The organism is Streptomyces sp. NBC_01476, from assembly GCF_036227265.1.
Classification (GTDB): Bacteria; Actinomycetota; Actinomycetes; order Streptomycetales; family Streptomycetaceae; genus Actinacidiphila.
Genome location: NZ_CP109446.1, coordinates 3357452 through 3374043, shown reverse-complemented (window position 1 = coordinate 3374043; position 16592 = coordinate 3357452). Strand labels below are relative to the sequence as shown.

At 71.6% G+C, this 16592-nt stretch carries 12 protein-coding genes and 1 pseudogene; 8 read left to right on the top strand and 5 right to left on the bottom strand.

All coding sequences use genetic code 11. The features are described 5' to 3' along the window. Positions 1 to 210: 210 nt before the first annotated feature. The 4 genes and pseudogenes from OG552_RS15000 to OG552_RS14985 all read right to left on the bottom strand — a co-directional run bounded on the left by OG552_RS15000 (position 211) and on the right by OG552_RS14985 (position 4242). Positions 211 to 426 (bottom strand): dodecin, encoded by a 216-nt coding sequence (locus OG552_RS15000; RefSeq protein WP_329133113.1) that lies wholly within the window; start codon positions 424 to 426, stop codon positions 211 to 213. Positions 427 to 464: 38 nt separating this feature from the next. Then, positions 465 to 1865: a glutamate decarboxylase gene (locus OG552_RS14995; RefSeq protein ID WP_329133111.1), complete on the bottom strand. Its 1401-nt coding sequence runs from the start codon at positions 1863 to 1865 to the stop codon at positions 465 to 467. Between the two features lie 135 nt (positions 1866 to 2000). Further along, positions 2001 to 3620, bottom strand: a pseudogene (locus tag OG552_RS14990) (threonine/serine ThrE exporter family protein); the annotation flags it as partial. Continuing rightward, positions 3514 to 4242, bottom strand: a complete 729-nt coding sequence (locus OG552_RS14985) for a DedA family protein (RefSeq protein ID WP_329140834.1) — start codon at positions 4240 to 4242, stop codon at positions 3514 to 3516. The gene OG552_RS14985 and the pseudogene OG552_RS14990, both read right to left, overlap by 107 nt. A 262-nt stretch (positions 4243 to 4504) precedes the next feature. Here OG552_RS14985 and OG552_RS14980 point away from each other — a divergent pair, with 262 nt between their 5' ends. Next, complete coding sequence (locus tag OG552_RS14980; protein WP_329133108.1) at positions 4505 to 5905, top strand: ABC transporter ATP-binding protein; 1401 nt, start codon at positions 4505 to 4507, stop codon at positions 5903 to 5905. A 195-nt stretch (positions 5906 to 6100) separates the two neighbouring features. Here OG552_RS14980 and OG552_RS14975 read toward each other — a convergent pair whose 3' ends face one another. Then, positions 6101 to 6595 carry an inorganic diphosphatase gene (locus tag OG552_RS14975; protein ID WP_329133106.1) on the bottom strand — a complete coding sequence of 165 codons (495 nt, stop codon included), beginning with the start codon at positions 6593 to 6595 and terminating at the stop codon, positions 6101 to 6103. 87 nt (positions 6596 to 6682) lie between these two features. Here OG552_RS14975 and dacB point away from each other — a divergent pair, with 87 nt between their 5' ends. The 7 genes from dacB to OG552_RS14940 all read left to right on the top strand — a co-directional run bounded on the left by dacB (position 6683) and on the right by OG552_RS14940 (position 16575). Continuing rightward, entirely contained in the window at positions 6683 to 8134 is a 1452-nt protein-coding gene (gene dacB / locus OG552_RS14970) for a D-alanyl-D-alanine carboxypeptidase/D-alanyl-D-alanine endopeptidase (RefSeq protein WP_329133104.1), read from the top strand. Between the two features lie 132 nt (positions 8135 to 8266). Further along, positions 8267 to 9427, top strand: coding sequence for a zinc-dependent metalloprotease (locus OG552_RS14965; protein WP_329133103.1), 1161 nt, complete (start codon positions 8267 to 8269; stop codon positions 9425 to 9427). Between the two features lie 369 nt (positions 9428 to 9796). Beyond that, the gene (tilS, locus tag OG552_RS14960; protein ID WP_329133101.1) at positions 9797 to 10810 is read left to right on the top strand and encodes a tRNA lysidine(34) synthetase TilS; all 1014 of its coding nucleotides are present in this window, start codon (positions 9797 to 9799) and stop codon (positions 10808 to 10810) included. Positions 10811 to 10838: 28 nt separating this feature from the next. Continuing rightward, complete coding sequence (gene hpt / locus OG552_RS14955; RefSeq protein ID WP_329133099.1) at positions 10839 to 11393, top strand: hypoxanthine phosphoribosyltransferase; 555 nt, start codon at positions 10839 to 10841, stop codon at positions 11391 to 11393. 232 nt (positions 11394 to 11625) lie between these two features. Further along, positions 11626 to 13671: an ATP-dependent zinc metalloprotease FtsH gene (gene ftsH, locus OG552_RS14950; RefSeq protein WP_329133097.1), complete on the top strand. Its 2046-nt coding sequence runs from the start codon at positions 11626 to 11628 to the stop codon at positions 13669 to 13671. A 128-nt stretch (positions 13672 to 13799) separates the two neighbouring features. Beyond that, entirely contained in the window at positions 13800 to 14408 is a 609-nt protein-coding gene (gene folE / locus OG552_RS14945; RefSeq protein WP_329133095.1) for a GTP cyclohydrolase I FolE, read from the top strand. A 112-nt stretch (positions 14409 to 14520) separates the two neighbouring features. Then, a complete protein-coding gene (locus OG552_RS14940; RefSeq protein WP_329140832.1) occupies positions 14521 to 16575 on the top strand; it encodes a phosphatidylglycerol lysyltransferase domain-containing protein in 2055 nt (684 codons plus the stop codon). Positions 16576 to 16592 lie beyond the last annotated feature (17 nt).

The window sequence follows — 16592 nt, the reverse complement described above, 5'->3', positions numbered from 1 at the left end:
ACGCGGGCGGCCGGACGGCGGTGCGGACGCGTCCGGTGGAATGCCCACCATTACGACAAAAGGATTTGACGCATCGTCGGATCACGCGACCGGGCGTGACCCGTCCGGTCCAGCCCATCGGCCGAAGATCACCCGTCCGGCCCAGCGGTGGCGGGTCGGTGGGGCCGCGGCGGCGCCGGAGCGCCGCCGCGAGCGGGGGACCGCCGGAGGCTACTGGGTGTCCTCCAGCCGGAAGCCGACCTTCAGACCCACCTGGTAGTGGTCCACCTCGCCGTCCACGATGTGCCCGCGGACCTGGGTGATCTCGAACCAGTCCAGGCCGCGCAGGGTCTGCGCGGCCCGGTGGATGCCGTTGCGGACGGCGGCGTCGATGCCCTCCTGCGAGGTGCCGACGATCTCGGTGACCCGGTAGGTGTGCTCGGCCATGCTGGACTCCTCTTCGCGTGGGTGGAGGTGGGCGTAGTTCAGTGGTGGAAGGCGGTCGCCACGTTCTCCGGCCGGTTCAACGGATGGGTCTGGCGCCGCAGTTCGGGCAGCAGCCGGCCCAGGTCGTCCATCAGCAGATCGGCCAGGTCCTGGGAGAAGCCGTTGCGGCAGACGATCCGCAGCACCGCGAGGTCCTGCCGGTTGGCCGGATAGGTGTACGCCGGCACCAGCCAGCCGCGTTCGCGCAGCCGCCGGGAGACGTCGAAGACGTCGTACGCCGTCACGTCGTCGGTCGTGGTGAAGGCGAACACCGGCAGCTGGTCGCCCTTGCTGACCAGCCGGAAGTCGTCCAGCTCGGCCAGCCGCCGGGCGAGCGACATCGCCACGTCCCGGCCGTTCTGCTGCACCGCGCGGTAACCGTCGAAGCCGAGCCGCAGGAACGTGTAGTACTGCGCCACCACCTGAGCGCCGGGCCGGGAGAAGTTGAGCGCGAAGGTCGGCATGTCGCCGCCGAGGTAGTTGACCCGGAAGACCAGCTCCTCCGGCAGCGCCTCGGTGTCCCGCCACAGCGCCCAGCCGACCCCGGGGTAGACCAGACCGTACTTGTGGCCCGAGGTGTTGATCGACGCCACCCGCGGCAGCCGGAAGTCCCAGACCAGGTCCGGGTCGAGGAAGGGCGCGATCATGCCGCCGGAGGCCGCGTCGACGTGCACCGGGATGTGGTGGCCGGTCCGCTCCTCGTACGCGTCGAGCGCCGCGCAGATCTCGGCGACCGGTTCGTAGGACCCGTCGAAGGTGGAGCCGAGGATGGCCACCACCCCGATGGTGTTCTCGTCGCAGAGCGCCAGCGCGGACTCCGCGTCCAGGTGCAGCCGGTCCTCGGTCATGGGCGCCATCCGCGCTTCGACTTCCCAGAAGGCGCAGAACTTCTCCCAGCACACCTGCACGTTCGCGCCCATCACCAGGTTCGGCCGGGCGGTGGCCGGATAGGCCGGGGTGCGGTTGGCCCAGCGCCGCTTGAGCGCCATCCCGGCGAGCATGCACGCCTCGGAGGAGCCGGTGGTGGAGCAGCCGACGGTCGCGCTCGGGTCGGGGGCGTTCCACAGGTCGGCGAGGATGGACACGCAGCGCCGCTCCAGTTCCGCGGTCCGCGGGTACTCGTCCTTGTCGATCATGTTCTTGTCGACGCACTCCGCCATCAGGATGCCGGCCTGCGGTTCCATCCAGGTGGTGACGAAGGTGGCGAGGTTCAGCCGGGAGTTGCCGTCGAGCATCAGCTCGTCGTGCACCAGCTGATAGGCGGCGGACGGCGTCATGGGCCCGTCCGGGAGCCGGTGCTTCGGAGGCGCGGTGTTCATCCCGCCCACCGGGTCGGCGGCCCCGAAGAACGGGTTGACCGCGATCTCGCGCGGACTGCCGGAGCCTTTGTGCAGGGACATGCGGGTGCCTCCCGGCGGGGATCAGAACCGTACGGTGACCATACGGGCATATCGGGCGGCCCGCAGATCGTCGCCGGGGATCCTTCCCCGCGGCGGGGGGTTCTACGGGGGTTCCACGGTGGGCGGTTGCGGCGGTCAGAAACCGCGGGTGCGTTTGGCGGCCTTGCGGGGGCGGGCGGCGGGCAGCGTCTTGAGGGCCAGGCGGGCGATCTCGTTGCCGAGGTTGACGCCGATCGCGATGGCCATCGCCAGCGCGGCGGCCTTGGTGAGCTGGGTCAGCCCCTGGTCGCGGTGGTGCTGGGTGACCGCGAGCAGCCCGAAGTAGGTGGCGGAGCCCGGCAGCAGCGGGCCGATCGCCGCGGTGACGTACGGCAGCACCGACACATACCGGTAACGCGCCATCAGTTGGCCGAAGAGCCCGACCAGTCCGGCCGCGGCGGCGGTGGACGCCACCTGGTTGCCGCCCGCCTGCTGGTGCAGCACGCCGTAGACGGTCCAGGCCACCCCGCCGTTGAGGGTGGCCAGCAGCAGCACGCTCCGCTCGCACTGGAGCAGCACCGCGAACGCCAGGGTGAGGACCATCGCGGCGACCAACTGCACCCACGGGTGGTCGTACGCCCGCAGGGTCTGGTCCGGGTCGAGGTCGGCGCCGAGCGTCACTCCGACGTAGAGGATCAGCGTCACCCCGACGACGATCCCCACGATCAGATAGATCACCTCCAGCAGCCGGGCGGCGGCGGTGATGTAGAAGCCGGTCAGGCCGTCCTGGACGGCGGCGACCAGCGCCCGGCCGGGCAGCAGCGCGAAGAGCCCGCCGGTGATCACCGCGGAGGACTGCACCCCGGTCGCGCCCGGGATCCAGTGCCCGTAGCGGTCCACCACCACGCCCATCGCGGCGGCCGGCATCGCGGCCGCGGCGAACTGGTAGAACTCCGGCAGCCCGCGCCCGGCCAGCAGCCACGCCAGCCGGTCGCCGAGCATCGCGGCCAGCGCCGCCGCCACGAAGATGATCGGACTGCCGCCGACCAGGATGCTCGCCGCCCCCGCCAGCAGCCCGGCCGCGGCGGTCAGCGCCCAGCTGTCGTACGGGTGCCGGTTGCGGCGGATGCCGGCCAGCCGCCGGTACGCCTCCTCCAGCGTCACCTCGTGTGCGGTCACCGCCCCGACCAGCGCGAAGACCGCCGCCAGCCGGGTGTAGTCGGAGCCGCGCCTGCGCACCGTGCGGCTCATGGTCAGCGGCGGCTCGGTGAGCGAGGGCTGGTAGGAGATCCCCAGCAGGGTGAAGGTGACGGTGGGCTCCACCCGGCCCAGGCCGTACGCGTAGGCGACGCCGAACATCGCCGCCTCCACGTCCTCGGCGCCCTCGCCGCCGGCCAGCAGCAGCTCGCCGATCCGCAGCGTCAGGTCGAGCACCCGGGGCGCCGGCACGGTGTACCCGGACTCGCCGCGCTCCAGAGGAAGGTCGGGGGAGGGGCGCTCGGTCGCGGGCAGCCGGATCATCGCCCGCATCCGGTCCTGCCAGCGGGCGTCGTCGGGCGGCAGCACGACCTGCGGAATGCCCTCGGGAGGGGTGAACGCGCTGCCCGGCTCGCCGCCGGGCAGCGGCCCCGGCCCCGGTCCCTGGCCGGTACCCGTGCTGCTCAAAGCGTCAGCGCTTCTGTGCCCGGTGCCGCCCGCCCCGCGGCGTCGGCGCCAGCAGTTCGGCCGGCCCGTCGGCGGGGTCGGCCGCCGCCCGGGCGGTTGCCGCGGCCGGGGCCTTCTTCGCCTTGCCCCGCGAGCGCAGGTACTCGATGGCCAGCGGCACGACCGAGACCAGCACCACCAGGACCAGCATCGCCTCGATGTTGTCGCGGACGACCTGGATCTGCCCGAGCCAGTAGCCCAGCAGCGTCACCCCGGCGCCCCACATCGTGCCGCCGATGAGGTTGAAGGTGAGGAAGGTGCGGTAGTGCATCCGGCTGACGCCGGCCACGATCGGCGTGAAGGTCCGCACCACCGGTACGAAACAGGCCATCACGATCGCCTTCGGCCCGTGGTGCTCGAAGAACGCGTGCGCCTTCTCGATGTTCTCCATCTTGAACAGCCGGGACTCGGGCCGCCGGAAGAGCGAGGGGCCCACCTTGCGGCCGAAGAGATAGCCGACCTGCTCGCCCGCCACCGCCGCGACCGCGATCAGCGCCGCCACCACGGCCAGCGGCTGGTGCAGCGTGCCGGACGCGACGAGCAGCCCCGTCGTGAACAGCAGCGAGTCGCCCGGCAGGAAGAAACCGATCAGCAGTCCGGACTCGGCGAAGACGATCAGCAGCACGCCCCACAGACCGTATGTGTTGATCAGGTGGTCGGGGTCGAGCCAGCTCGGGCCGAGCGCGATGTTCATCACGGTCCAAAACTATCAATCCGGTGTTGATACAAGCGTTCCGCAACCGGCCGGTGGTGCACTACCTTCGCCGCAGCGTCACGCACGCACTACCGCAAGTTCCACAAGAGCAGCGGCATCACCAGCAAGCCGAGCAAGTCCGGCACATCATGCACGTCACGCACCATCGGCACCATCGGCAATGTCAGCACGCAAAGCAGCAGAAGTCACACTCCCCCCACGTGCCCCGTCACCGCGTCCGACCACCCTGGCGGCTCCCGTTATGACACGCGCCATCACCTTGCACGAAGTCTCCAAGTACTACCCGAAACAGCCGTCACCGGCCGTGGACAGGTTCTCGCTCGACATCGCGCCCGGCGAGTTCCTGGTGCTGCTCGGCCCCTCGGGCTGCGGCAAATCGACCGTGCTGCGGATGATCGCCGGGCTGGAGGACATCACCACCGGCGAGCTGCTGCTGGACGGGGAGTACTCCAACGACCTGGCCCCCGGCGACCGCAGGATGGCGATGGTCTTCCAGAACTTCGCCCTGTACCCGAGCATGACCAGCCGGGAGAACATCGGCTTCCCGCTGCGCTTCGAGATGCCCGGCGCGGAGCACGGCCCGCGGGTCGACGAGACCGCCCGCATCCTCGGCATCGAGGAGATCCTGGACCGCTACCCCGGGCAGCTCTCCGGCGGTGAGCGGCAGCGCGTCGCCATGGGCCGGGCGATCTCCCGCCACCCCTCGGTCTTCCTGATGGACGAGCCGCTCTCCAACCTGGACGCGAAGCTGCGGGCGCACCTGCGCGCCGAGATCGCCCGCCTCACCCACGGCATGGGCGTCACCACCGTCTACGTCACCCACGACCAGGCCGAGGCGATGTCGCTCGGCGACCGGGTGGCGATCATGCGCAGCGGCGTCCTGCAGCAGATCAGCAGCCCGCGGGAGGCGTACCACCTGCCGGAGAACGTCTTCGTCGCCGCCTTCGTCGGCACCCCGCGGATCAACCTGCTCCAGGCCACCGTGATCGCCCCGCTCACCGGCGGCATGTGGATCGACTTCGGCCGGCAGCGCCTCGGGCTGCCCGAGCCGCTCAGCTACGACCACCAGATGCTCCGCATCCAGCAGGGCCGCCGGATCATCGTGGGCCTGCGCTCGGAGGCGGTACGGATCGCGCAGCCCAGCCAGGCGCACGCCGGCGAGGTGGTGCTCAGCGGGATCGTCGAGCACGTCGAGTACCAGGGCCACGAGTGCCTGGTCCACCTCAACACCGGATCGCGGCCGGCGTTCGTACCGGAGCTGGAGGCGCCGCGGCCGGCCGGCGGGACCGGCACCCGGGCCGGCAACCGGCGGGCCGCCGCGGGCGGCAACGGCCTCGGCAAGCTGGCGCAGAAAGCGGCCAGGCGGCTCCAGGCGTCGGTGATGGAGCGCGACCGGACCCCCGGCGGCGTGCCGCCGAAGCCCGCGCAGCCGCCCGGCCGGACCCCGGTCGGCGTGATGGACCGCCCGGCGGGGCCGCCGGAGACCCAGACCGGCGACCTGGTGGTCCGCACCGGCCCGGACATCCGGGTCCGGCGCGGCGACCGGGTACCGCTGCTGGTGGACCTGGCGCACCTCTACGTCTTCAACCACGAGGGGCACCGGATCTGCCCGGCCCCGGCCCAGCAGCCGCTCCTGACCTGAGGCCGGGTCCTGCGTGGACGGCCGGGCGTGCGGAACCTGGCCATGCGGAGCCCGGCCATGCGGAGTCGGGCGTGCGGACTCGGGTGTGCGGAGTCGGGTGTGCGGAGCCGGGCACGCCGCCGGGCACGCCGCCGGGCAGCGAGAAGGGCGGCCGGGATGGACCCGGCCGCCCTGGGGGACACTCGACCCGGAGGGTCAGTGACCCGTGCCCTTTTCCTTCAGGCGGCGGAAGGACTCCTCGATCTCCGCCTCGGCCTCGGCGCGGCCGACCCAGTCCGCACCCTCGACGGACTTGCCGGGCTCCAGGTCCTTGTAGACCTCGAAGAAGTGCTGGATCTCCAGCCGGTCGAACTCGCTGACGTGGTGGATGTCGCGCAGGTGCTCGACCCGGGGGTCGGAGGCGGGCACGCACAGGACCTTGTCGTCGCCGCCGGCCTCGTCGGTCATACGGAACATGCCGATCGCGCGGCAGGTGATGAGGCAGCCGGGGAAGGTCGGCTCGTCCAGGATGACCAGCGCGTCCAGCGGGTCGCCGTCCTCGCCGAGGGTGTTCTCGACGAAGCCGTAGTCGGCCGGGTAGCTGGTCGAGGTGAAGAGCCGGCGGTCCAGGCGGATACGACCGGTCTCGTGGTCCACCTCGTACTTGTTCCGGGAACCCTTCGGGATCTCGATCGTGACGTCGAACTCCAAGGCCCTACTCCTCCATGATCAGCGCACAGTGCGGGTGATTAAGTGTCTCCCACGCAAGTGGGTGGTCGCGAAAGGGGCTGGTCGTCGGTGCCGCTCGGCAGGACGTGGCAGATCGTGGCGGGGTCGGCCGCGATAGGTCTGGCAGTGGCTGCCGGGGCGGTGGCCGCGGCCGGCCCGTGGGAGTCAGGCCAGCGTACGGCGGAACGGTCCTTCGCCGTCGCCCGGGACCGGCAGATGGACCTGGCGGCGCACCCGGTGCAGGCCGTGCGGCCGGTACCCCAGCCGCCCGCCGCCGCGCCCGTCCTCGTACCGGTCCCCTTTCCCGCCCCCACCCACGCGGCCGGCACCGGGACCGCCACCGCCCCCGCGGCCGGTAACGGTGCCGGGAACGCCGCCGGGGACACCCCCGGGAACGCCCCCACCCCCGCGCTGTCCGGCCGCCTCGACCCGCTGATGGCCGCGCCCGGCCTCGGCACCGTGCGGACCGGAGCGGTGGTGGACGTCGCCACCGGCCGCCTGCTCTACGACCACCGGGCCACCACCGTCTCCACCCCGGCCTCCACCACCAAGCTCGCCACCGCGGTGGCCGCGCTCGGCGCCCTCGGGCCCGACCACCGCCTCACCACCGATGTGGTCACCACCGCCTCCGGCCGGATCGTGCTGGTCGGCGGCGGCGACCCCACCCTGCAACTGGACGGCCTCGCCACCGACACCGCCAAGGCGCTCAAGGCCAGAGGCGAGACCACGGTGACCCTCGGGTACGACACCTCCTTCTTCGCCGCCCCCGCACTCCACCCGATCGGGCGCAACGACAACCTCGCCCCGGTCACCGCCCTGATGGTGCGCGAGGGCCGGCTCGACCGGAGCGGCAGCGGCCCTGCGCCCCGCGCGGAGGACCCGGCCGCGGCGGCCGCGGACAGCTTCGAGGCGCTGCTCGGCAAGCGCGGTATCACCGTGAAGGGTGAGCCGGCGCCGGGCAGGGGCGCCGGCGGTACGCAGCTGGCGGTCCACCAATCCGCGGCGCTCTCCGACCTGGTGGAGCAGATGCTCACCAACAGCGACAACGACCTCGCCGAGGCCCTGGCCCGGCAGGCCGCCCGCGCGGCCGGCCTGCCGGCGAACTTCGCCGGCGGCGCGAAGGCGATCCGGGCCGCCCTGGTCCGCTACGGTGTGCCGCTCGACGGCGCCGACTTCAACGACGGCAGCGGCCTGGACCACGCCGACCGGCTCGCCCCCGTCACCCTGGCCCGGATCCTCGCGCTGGCCGCCTCCCCGGCCCACCCGGAACTGCGCGCGATCGTCACCGGCCTGCCGGTGGCCGCCTTCACCGGCACCCTCAGCGCCCGCTTCCACGCCTCCCCGGGCGCCGGCGTCGTCCACGCCAAGACCGGCACCCTCACCGGCACCAACACCATCGCCGGCACCACCGTCACCGCCGGCGGCCGGCTGCTCACCTTCTCCTTCATGACGCAGGACGCCCCGGACGCCACCGCCGCCCAGACCGCGCTGGACGCCCTGGCCGCGGCGCTGACCCGGTAGCGGGGCCACCCGGGGCCACACCCGGGCCACGCGGGGCCGGCGGGGAGACCGGAACGCAGAAAAACGCCGATCCCGCGGCCCGATGACGTGGGTGGAACCCCCAAAGGGGGACCGGCAACGTACCGTGAAGGCATGACGAGCATCGGTGGAAGCGAGATGGTCGACTGGAACCTCGCCGTGGCGACCGCGACGCGGCTGACCCGGCCGGGTCCTGAGGTGAGCCGGGACGAGGCGCGGGCGATCGTGGCCGAGTTGCGGCGGTACGCACAGGAGTCGGAGGCCCACGTCCGCGAGTACACCCGGATGTTCGGGGACGCCGAGCCACCGCCGCACGGCACCCCTGTGCTGATCGTGGACCGCCCCGGCTGGGTACGGGCGAACGTGGCGGGCTTCCGCGAGGTGATGAAGCCGCTGCTCGGCAAGATGCAGGCCCGCCGGCCGGGCGGCGCCGGCGGCGCGGTGCTCGGCACCGTCGGCGGCAAGGTGACCGGCGTCGAGGTCGGGATGCTGCTGAGCTTTCTGTCCTCCCGGGTGCTGGGGCAGTACGAGACCTTCGCGCCGCCGACCCGGGAGCTGCCCGCGGGACCAGTGAAGCCCGGCCCCGGGGAGGCCAAGGCGGGCCGGCTGCTGCTGGTCGCGCCGAACATCGTGCACGTCGAGCGTGAACTCGACGTCGACCCGCACGACTTCCGGCTCTGGGTCTGCCTGCACGAGGAGACCCACCGCACCCAGTTCTCCGCCGTGCCGTGGCTGCGGGACCACATCGAGGGCGAGATCCAGTCGTTCCTCGGCGAGACCGAACTGGACCCCGGCACGCTGATCGAGCGGGTGCGGCAGGCCGTGCAGTCCTTCACCGGCGGGAACGCGGGCGGGGAGAAGGACGACTCGGCCGACGACGGGCGCAGCCTGGTTGACCTGGTGCAGACCCCGACCCAGCGGGAGATCCTCGGCCGGATGACGGCGGTGATGTCGCTGCTGGAGGGCCATGCGGACTACGTGATGGACGGCGTCGGACCCCAGGTCGTCCCGAGCGTCGCGGAGATCCGGGAGAAGTTCACCCAGCGCCGGGCCAGCGGCGCGGGCCGCCTGGACCAGGCGCTGCGCAAGCTGCTCGGGCTCGACGCGAAGATGCGGCAGTACCGGGACGGCGAGCGCTTCGTGCGCGCGGTGGTGGAGGAGGTCGGCATGGACGGCTTCAACCGGGTCTGGACCTCGCCGAACACCCTGCCCACCAAGGCGGAGATCGCCAAGCCCGGCGAGTGGATGGCGCGGGTGCACGGCCACAGCGAGTAACCTCCCGGCGATCACGGTCGGTGGCCGCCGCAGCCGCGAGCGGCCACCGAAGCCCCCGGTGCACCCGGCAAAACCCTGTAAACACCGGGAGCACCGCCAAGGACACGGGTGCGGACGCGCCGAAGCGGGATGGCCGCCGAACCGCTGCCGAATCGCCGCCGGACACGCTCCGTACTGGCACGGAAAGCGACTGTGTGACTACCGGTTCACCCGTCCGAGGGACCGTACGCGCGGGGTAGCGCGTGCGATGCTCGGGTAATGCCCGGTCTTCTGTCACCATCTGAATACCCTGCGTCACCCACCCTGCTTCCGTCGCTCCCCGTAGCGCTCCCCGAAGCACCCCACGACCTCCCCTGGAGGGAACCGGAGATGGGACCCCACCCCACGGTCGCGGCGATACGCCTGGCGGTCCGCCGCGTCCTGAACGACGTGCTCACCGCTGCCCGTGAAACGCCCGGCACCACCGACGCCACCGACCACCCGCCCCTCGTGCTCGCCGCGGTCAGCGGCGGAGCCGACTCGATGGCGCTCGCCGCCGCCCTCGCCTTCGAAGCCCCCCGACTCGGCGTACGCGCCGGCGCGGTCACCGTCGACCACGGCCTGCAGGCCGGTTCGGCCGGCCGCGCCGTCGAGGTCGCCGAACGGCTCCGCGCCCTCGGCCTCGACCCGGTCGACGCCGTCGGCGTGACCGTCGGCCGCCAGGGCGGCCCGGAGGCCGCCGCCCGTGACGCCCGTTACGCCGCGCTCGACGACACCGCGGAGCGCCGCGGCGCCGCCGCAGTGCTGCTCGGCCACACCCGCGACGACCAGGCGGAGACCGTGCTGCTGGGCCTTGCCCGCGGCTCCGGCACCCGCTCGCTGTCGGGCATGGCCCCGGTGAACGGCCGCTACCGCCGCCCCTTCCTGCTGCTCGACCGCGACACCGTACGGCAGGGCTGCCTCGCCCAGGGCATCTCCGTATGGGAGGACCCCCACAACCACGACCCCGCCTACACCCGCTCCCGGGTCCGGCACGAAGCGCTGCCCGTGCTGGAGAAGTCCCTCGGCAAGGGCGTCGTCGAAGCACTGGCCCGCACCGCCCAGCTCTCCCGGGACGACGCCGACGCGCTCGACCAGTGGGCCGCCGACGCCCAGGGGCAGGCGGCCGGCGCCGACGGCAGCCTGGACGTCCTGCGGCTGCGCACGCTGCCGCCTGCCGTGCGGCGGCGCGTGCTGCGCCGTACCGCCATCGCGGCCGGCTCCTCACCCGGCTTCCTCTTCGCCCGTCACATCGAGGAGGTCGACCGGCTGGTGACCGACTGGCACGGGCAGAAAGCCATCAACCTGCCGGGCGGCGTCGCCGCGCTGAGGGCGAATGGCAGACTGTTCTTCACGCCGTCGTAGAGCCGCATACCTGAGGACGTACCGCGCAGTGAACGAGAACGACATGGGCGCCGATCTGGAAAAGGTGCTCATCTCCAAGGCAGAGATCGACGCGAAGCTGATCGAGCTGGCCGCCGAGATCGACCGGGACTACGCGGGCAAGGACCTGCTGATCGTCGGAGTGCTCAAGGGCGCGGTCATGGTGATGGCCGACCTGGCCCGCGCCCTGTCCAGCAAGGTCACCATGGACTGGATGGCGGTGTCCTCCTACGGCGCCGGCACCAAGTCCTCCGGTGTCGTGCGCATCCTGAAAGACCTGGACACCGACATCGCCGGCCGGGACGTCCTGATCGTCGAGGACATCATCGACTCCGGCCTGACCCTCTCCTGGCTGATCAGCAACCTCGGATCGCGCGGACCCGCCTCCCTGGAGGTCTGCACCCTGCTGCGCAAGCCCGACGCGGCCAAGGTCGAGATCGAGGTGAAGTACACCGGCTTCGACATCCCCAACGAGTTCGTGGTGGGGTACGGCCTGGATTACGCCGAGAAGTACCGCAATCTGCCCTTCGTCGGCACCCTGGCGCCGCACGTGTACGGCGGCTGACGCCAGATGAGAGCCGTATGAGAACCGGCACACGGGGCAGCGGGAACCCCGACCGGTTTCCCGCCGTTGGAGCAGGGGAAAGCGGGATTGTTAACGGTCGGCGGCAACCTCGGGTGACAATGCTGGGGTACCGTCCGAAGGTCGGGTCAATACAACACCGGATGCACGCGTCGCCGAACGGCGCCGCTGCCTCACTGTGGCAGGAGGGACGGGGCGAAGTCGCCCCGCATGGATGGACGTGAAGCGCTATTTCCGTGGGCCAGTGATGTGGATCGTGCTGGCTGTCCTCGCCGTGGTCGTGCTGATGCAGGTCGTCGGGTCCGGCGGCGGCTACAAGACGGTGGACACCGGCGCGGTACTGCACGCGATCGACACCAATCAGGCCAAATCCGCCGAGCTGACGACCGGAGACGACAACTCCATCAAGGTCCAGCTCAAGAACGGCGTCAAGATCGAGGGCAGCAGCAAGGTCAGGGCCAGCTACATCGGCGACCAGGGCGCTGCCATCGCCGCCAATCTGCAGAACATCGTGGACGGCAAGGTCAAGGGCGTCCAGCTCCAGGACAAGTACACGGTCTCGCAGTCCAAGCAGAACGCCTTCGTCGGCATCCTGCTCTCGCTGCTGCCGTTCGTACTGATCGTGGTGGTCTTCCTCTTCCTGATGAACCAGATGCAAGGCGGCGGGTCCCGCGTCATGCAGTTCGGGAAGTCCAAGGCCAAGCTGATCACCAAGGACACGCCGAAGACCACGTTCTCCGACGTGGCCGGCTGCGACGAGGCGGTGGAGGAGCTCCAGGAGATCAAGGAGTTCCTGCAGGAACCCGCCAAGTTCCAGGCAGTCGGCGCCAAGATCCCCAAGGGTGTGCTGCTCTACGGCCGCCCCGGCACCGGCAAGACCCTGCTCGCGCGTGCTGTCGCGGGTGAGGCGGGCGTGCCGTTCTACTCGATCTCCGGTTCCGACTTCGTCGAGATGTTCGTCGGCGTCGGTGCCTCCCGGGTCCGTGACCTCTTCGAGCAGGCCAAGGCGAACGCCCCGGCGATCGTCTTCGTCGACGAGATCGACGCTGTCGGCCGGCACCGCGGTGCGGGCCTCGGCGGCGGTCACGACGAGCGCGAGCAGACGCTGAACCAGCTGCTCGTCGAGATGGACGGCTTCGACGTGAAGGGCGGCGTGATCCTGATCGCCGCCACCAACCGGCCGGACATTCTCGACCCGGCGCTGCTGCGCCCGGGCCGCTTCGACCGGCAGATCGCGGTCGACCCGCCGGACCTCCAGGGCCGCCTGGAGATCCTCACCGTGCACCAGAAGGGCAAGCCGGTCGCACCGGACGTCGACCTGATGGCCGTCGCCCGCCGCACCCCCGGTTTCACCGGCGCCGACCTGAGCAACGTGCTCAACGAGGCCGCGCTGCTGACCGCCCGGAGCAACAAGAAGGTCATCGACAACAACACGCTGGATGAGGCCATCGACCGCGTGGTGGCCGGTCCGCAGAAGCGCACCCGGATCATGTCGGACAAGGAGAAGAAGATCACCGCGTACCACGAGGGCGGACACGCCCTGGTCGCGGCGGCTTCCCCCAACTCCGACCCGGTGCACAAGGTGACCATCCTGTCCCGTGGCCGCGCCCTGGGTTACACCATGGTGCTGCCCGACGAGGACAAGTACTCCACCACGCGCAACGAGATGCTGGACCAGCTCGCCTACATGATGGGCGGCCGGGCCGCGGAGGAACTCGTCTTCCACGACCCGACCACCGGCGCCTCGAACGACATCGAGAAGGCCACCGCCACCGCCCGCGCCATGGTCACGCAGTACGGCATGACCGAGCGGCTGGGTGCGATCAAGTTCGGTTCGGAGAACTCCGAGCCGTTCCTGGGCCGTGAGATGGGTCACCAGCGCGACTACTCGGAAGAGGTCGCCGGGCTGGTCGACGAAGAGGTCAAGAAGCTCATCGAGACGGCGCACAACGAGGCGTGGGAGATCCTGGTCGAGAACCGGGATGTGCTCGACGCCCTCGTGATGGCCCTGCTGGAGCGGGAGACGCTGAACAAGGAGGAGATCGCCCAGATCTTCGCCCCGATCGTCAAGCGTCCGCCGCGTCCGGCCTGGACCGGCTCCGCCCGCCGCACCCCGTCCACCCGCCCGCCGGTGCTCTCGCCGCGCGAGCTGGCGCTGACCAACGGCTCGCAGCCCGCGATCGGCAACGGGAACGGCCCGGTCTCCACCAACAAGCCCACCGAGCCGGTGGACCTGCCGGAGGACCGTCCGGAGAGCTGAGCACCACCGTGACCGGGTGACACCGGAATGCGTACCGCGGCCCCAGGGTTCTAACCTTGGGGCCGCAGTCACGCCCGGCGGTGACCTGTGGCCGCGCTGACCAGCACGTATCAAGGAACGAGGCACCCATGACCGATCCCGTGACGCTCGACGGCGAAGGCGCCATCGGCGAGTTCGACGAGAAGCGGGTCGCGGCCGCGGTGCGGGAGCTGCTGATCGCGGTCGGCGAGGACCCGGACCGCGAGGGCCTGCGCGAGACCCCGGCCCGGGTGGCCCGCTCCTACCGGGAGATATTCAGCGGTCTGTGGCAGCAGCCCGAGGACGTGCTGACCACCACCTTCGACATCGGGCACGACGAGATGGTGCTGGTGAAGGACATCGAGGTGATGTCGTCCTGCGAGCACCACCTGGTGCCGTTCGTCGGTGTCGCCCACGTCGGCTACATCCCGTCCACCAGCGGGAAGATCACCGGCCTGTCCAAGCTGGCCCGGCTGGTCGACGTCTACGCCCGCCGCCCGCAGGTCCAGGAGCGGCTGACCACCCAGGTCGCCGACGCGCTGATGCGGATCCTGGAGCCGCGCGGGGTGATCGTGGTGGTGGAGTGCGAGCACATGTGCATGACCATGCGCGGGGTGCGCAAGCCCGGGGCGAAGACGATCACCTCGGCGGTGCGCGGCCAGCTGCTGCACCCGGCGACCCGGGCCGAGGCGATGAGCCTGATCATGGCCCGCGGCTGAGGCGGCGACCGGCCGGCGAAGGCTTGCCCACGGCAAAGGGAACCCTTGGGGTCGCGTTGACGTCCTAGAGTGCGGAAATCGCCGTCATCAGAGCAGAATGCGGGTCGTGCCCATGTCCGCTGACCGTACGCGCGACCGCGACCGTACCCGCGAAGACCGATCCGGTGACGACCGCTCCCGCGAAGACCGCTCCCGTGACGAGCGCCCTCGTGACGAGCGCTCCCGTGACGAGCGCTCCCGTGACGACGGCGCCAAGGAGGAGCGTTCGCGCGGCCTGCGCGGCCTGCCGCCGTCCTCCGCCGTCCCCAAGATCATCGGCACCGCCACCTCGGTGATCGGTCTGCTCGACGTGGTCTCCGCGGTCTTCCCGGCCTTCCGCACCGGCCGGATGCACCACATGGCGGCGGTCTTCCCCGGCACCGTCAGCTCACTGGCCGCCGCCACCTCGGTGGTCACCGGCATCCTGCTGCTGATGCTCGCGCACGGCCTCAAGCGCGGCAAGCAGCGTGCCTGGTGGGCCGCCGTCGCACTGCTCCCGGTGGGCGCCGCCACCCAGCTGATCTACCGGCACTCCCTCTTCGGCGTGCTGGTCTCCTTCGGGCTCATGGCGCTGCTGATCAAGCACCGCGCGCAGTTCACCGCGCTCTCCGACCCGCGCACCCGGTGGCGGGCGGCGGTCAACTTCGTCGCGCTGAGCGCCTTCGCCTTCGGTCTCGGCCTGGTCATCACCAGCGCCCACCCGGCGATGGAGAGCGGCAACCCCGGCTTCCTCGCCCGCTGCCGGCACGTGCTCTACGGCCTCTTCGGCTTCGAGGGCCCGGTGCACTACACCAGCGACCGGGTCGGCGACGTCGTCGGCTACTCGCTCGGCGGCCTGGGCCTGCTCATCGCCTGCTCGACGGTCTACCTGGTGCTGCGGCCGGCCCGCCCGGTGGCCGAGCTCAGCGCCGAGGACGAGGACCGGCTGCGCGCCCTGCTGGCCCGGCACGGCGCCCGCGACTCGCTCGGCCACTTCGCGCTGCGCCGCGACAAGTCGGTGGTCTTCTCGCCCAGCGGCAAGGCCGCGGTCTGCTACCGGGTGGTGTCCGGTGTGGCACTGGCCAGCGGCGACCCGATCGGCGACGTCGAGGCGTGGCCCGGCGCGATCGACGAGTTCATGGCGCTGGCCCGCGCCCACGCCTGGCTGCCCGCCGTGGTCGGCTGCAGCGAGACCGGCGGTGAGGTGTGGACCCGGGAGACCGCCCTGGACGCCCTGGAACTCGGCGACGAGGCCATCGTGGACACCGCCGCCTTCACCCTGCAGGGCCGCGCGATGCGGAACGTACGGCAGATGGTCAAGCGGATCGAGCGGGCCGGATACGTCTGCCGGGTGCGCCGGGTGCGGGAGCTCTCCGAGGCCGAGAAGCAGCGGGTACGGCTGGCCGCGGACGCCTGGCGCGGCACCGACACCGAACGCGGCTTCTCGATGGCGCTCGGCCGCTTCGGCGAGGACGCGGACGGGGACTGCGTGGTGGTCACCGCCCACAAGGAGCGCGAGGAGGGCGCCGCCCACCCCGAACTCGGCGACCTGCGGGCCGTCCTGCACTTCGTGCCCTGGGGCGCCGACGGCATGTCGCTCGAACTGATGCGCCGGGACCGCGCCGCCGACCCCGGGCTCAACGAGCTGCTGATCGTCGCCGCCCTCCAGCAGGCGCCCGGCCTCGGCGTGCGGCGGGTCTCGCTGAACTTCGCGATGTTCCGCTCCGCGCTGGCCCGCGGCGAGCGGATCGGCGCCGGGCCGGTGCTGCGCGGCTGGCGGGGCCTGCTGGTCTTCCTCTCCCGCTGGTTCCAGATCGAGTCGCTGTACAAGTTCAACGCGAAGTTCCAGCCGGAGTGGGTGCCCCGGTTCCTGGTCTTCCCCAACTCCCGCGACCTGCCCAGGATCGGCTTCGCGATCATGCAGGCCGAGGGCTTCGTCACCCTCTCGCTGCCGCTGCCGGCCGCCCTCCAGCGCTTCCTGCCGAGCCGGGCCGGGCGGCTGGGCCGCCCCCGGCCGTGCGGGTACGCCACGGGTGCGGCGGCAGCCGCTGGAACGGGTGCCGGGACGGGTGCCGGGAGCGGCACGGAGACCGGCGCCGGGACCGGCGCGCGCGCCTCGGACCCGCGCAAGGAGACCGCGGTCGTCTGACCCGTACGCTGGGCCCC

Coding starts and splice junctions, on each gene's coding strand:
- OG552_RS14980 (WP_329133108.1), top strand. CDS start 4,505: ATGACACGCGCCATCACCTTGCACGAAGTCTCCAAGTACTACCCGAAA.
- tilS (WP_329133101.1), top strand. CDS start 9,797: ATGGGACCCCACCCCACGGTCGCGGCGATACGCCTGGCGGTCCGCCGC.
- OG552_RS15000 (WP_329133113.1), bottom strand. CDS start 426: ATGGCCGAGCACACCTACCGGGTCACCGAGATCGTCGGCACCTCGCAG.
- OG552_RS14965 (WP_329133103.1), top strand. CDS start 8,267: ATGACGAGCATCGGTGGAAGCGAGATGGTCGACTGGAACCTCGCCGTG.
- folE (WP_329133095.1), top strand. CDS start 13,800: ATGACCGATCCCGTGACGCTCGACGGCGAAGGCGCCATCGGCGAGTTC.
- OG552_RS14995 (WP_329133111.1), bottom strand. CDS start 1,865: ATGTCCCTGCACAAAGGCTCCGGCAGTCCGCGCGAGATCGCGGTCAAC.
- OG552_RS14985 (WP_329140834.1), bottom strand. CDS start 4,242: ATGAACATCGCGCTCGGCCCGAGCTGGCTCGACCCCGACCACCTGATC.
- OG552_RS14940 (WP_329140832.1), top strand. CDS start 14,521: ATGTCCGCTGACCGTACGCGCGACCGCGACCGTACCCGCGAAGACCGA.
- ftsH (WP_329133097.1), top strand. CDS start 11,626: ATGGACGTGAAGCGCTATTTCCGTGGGCCAGTGATGTGGATCGTGCTG.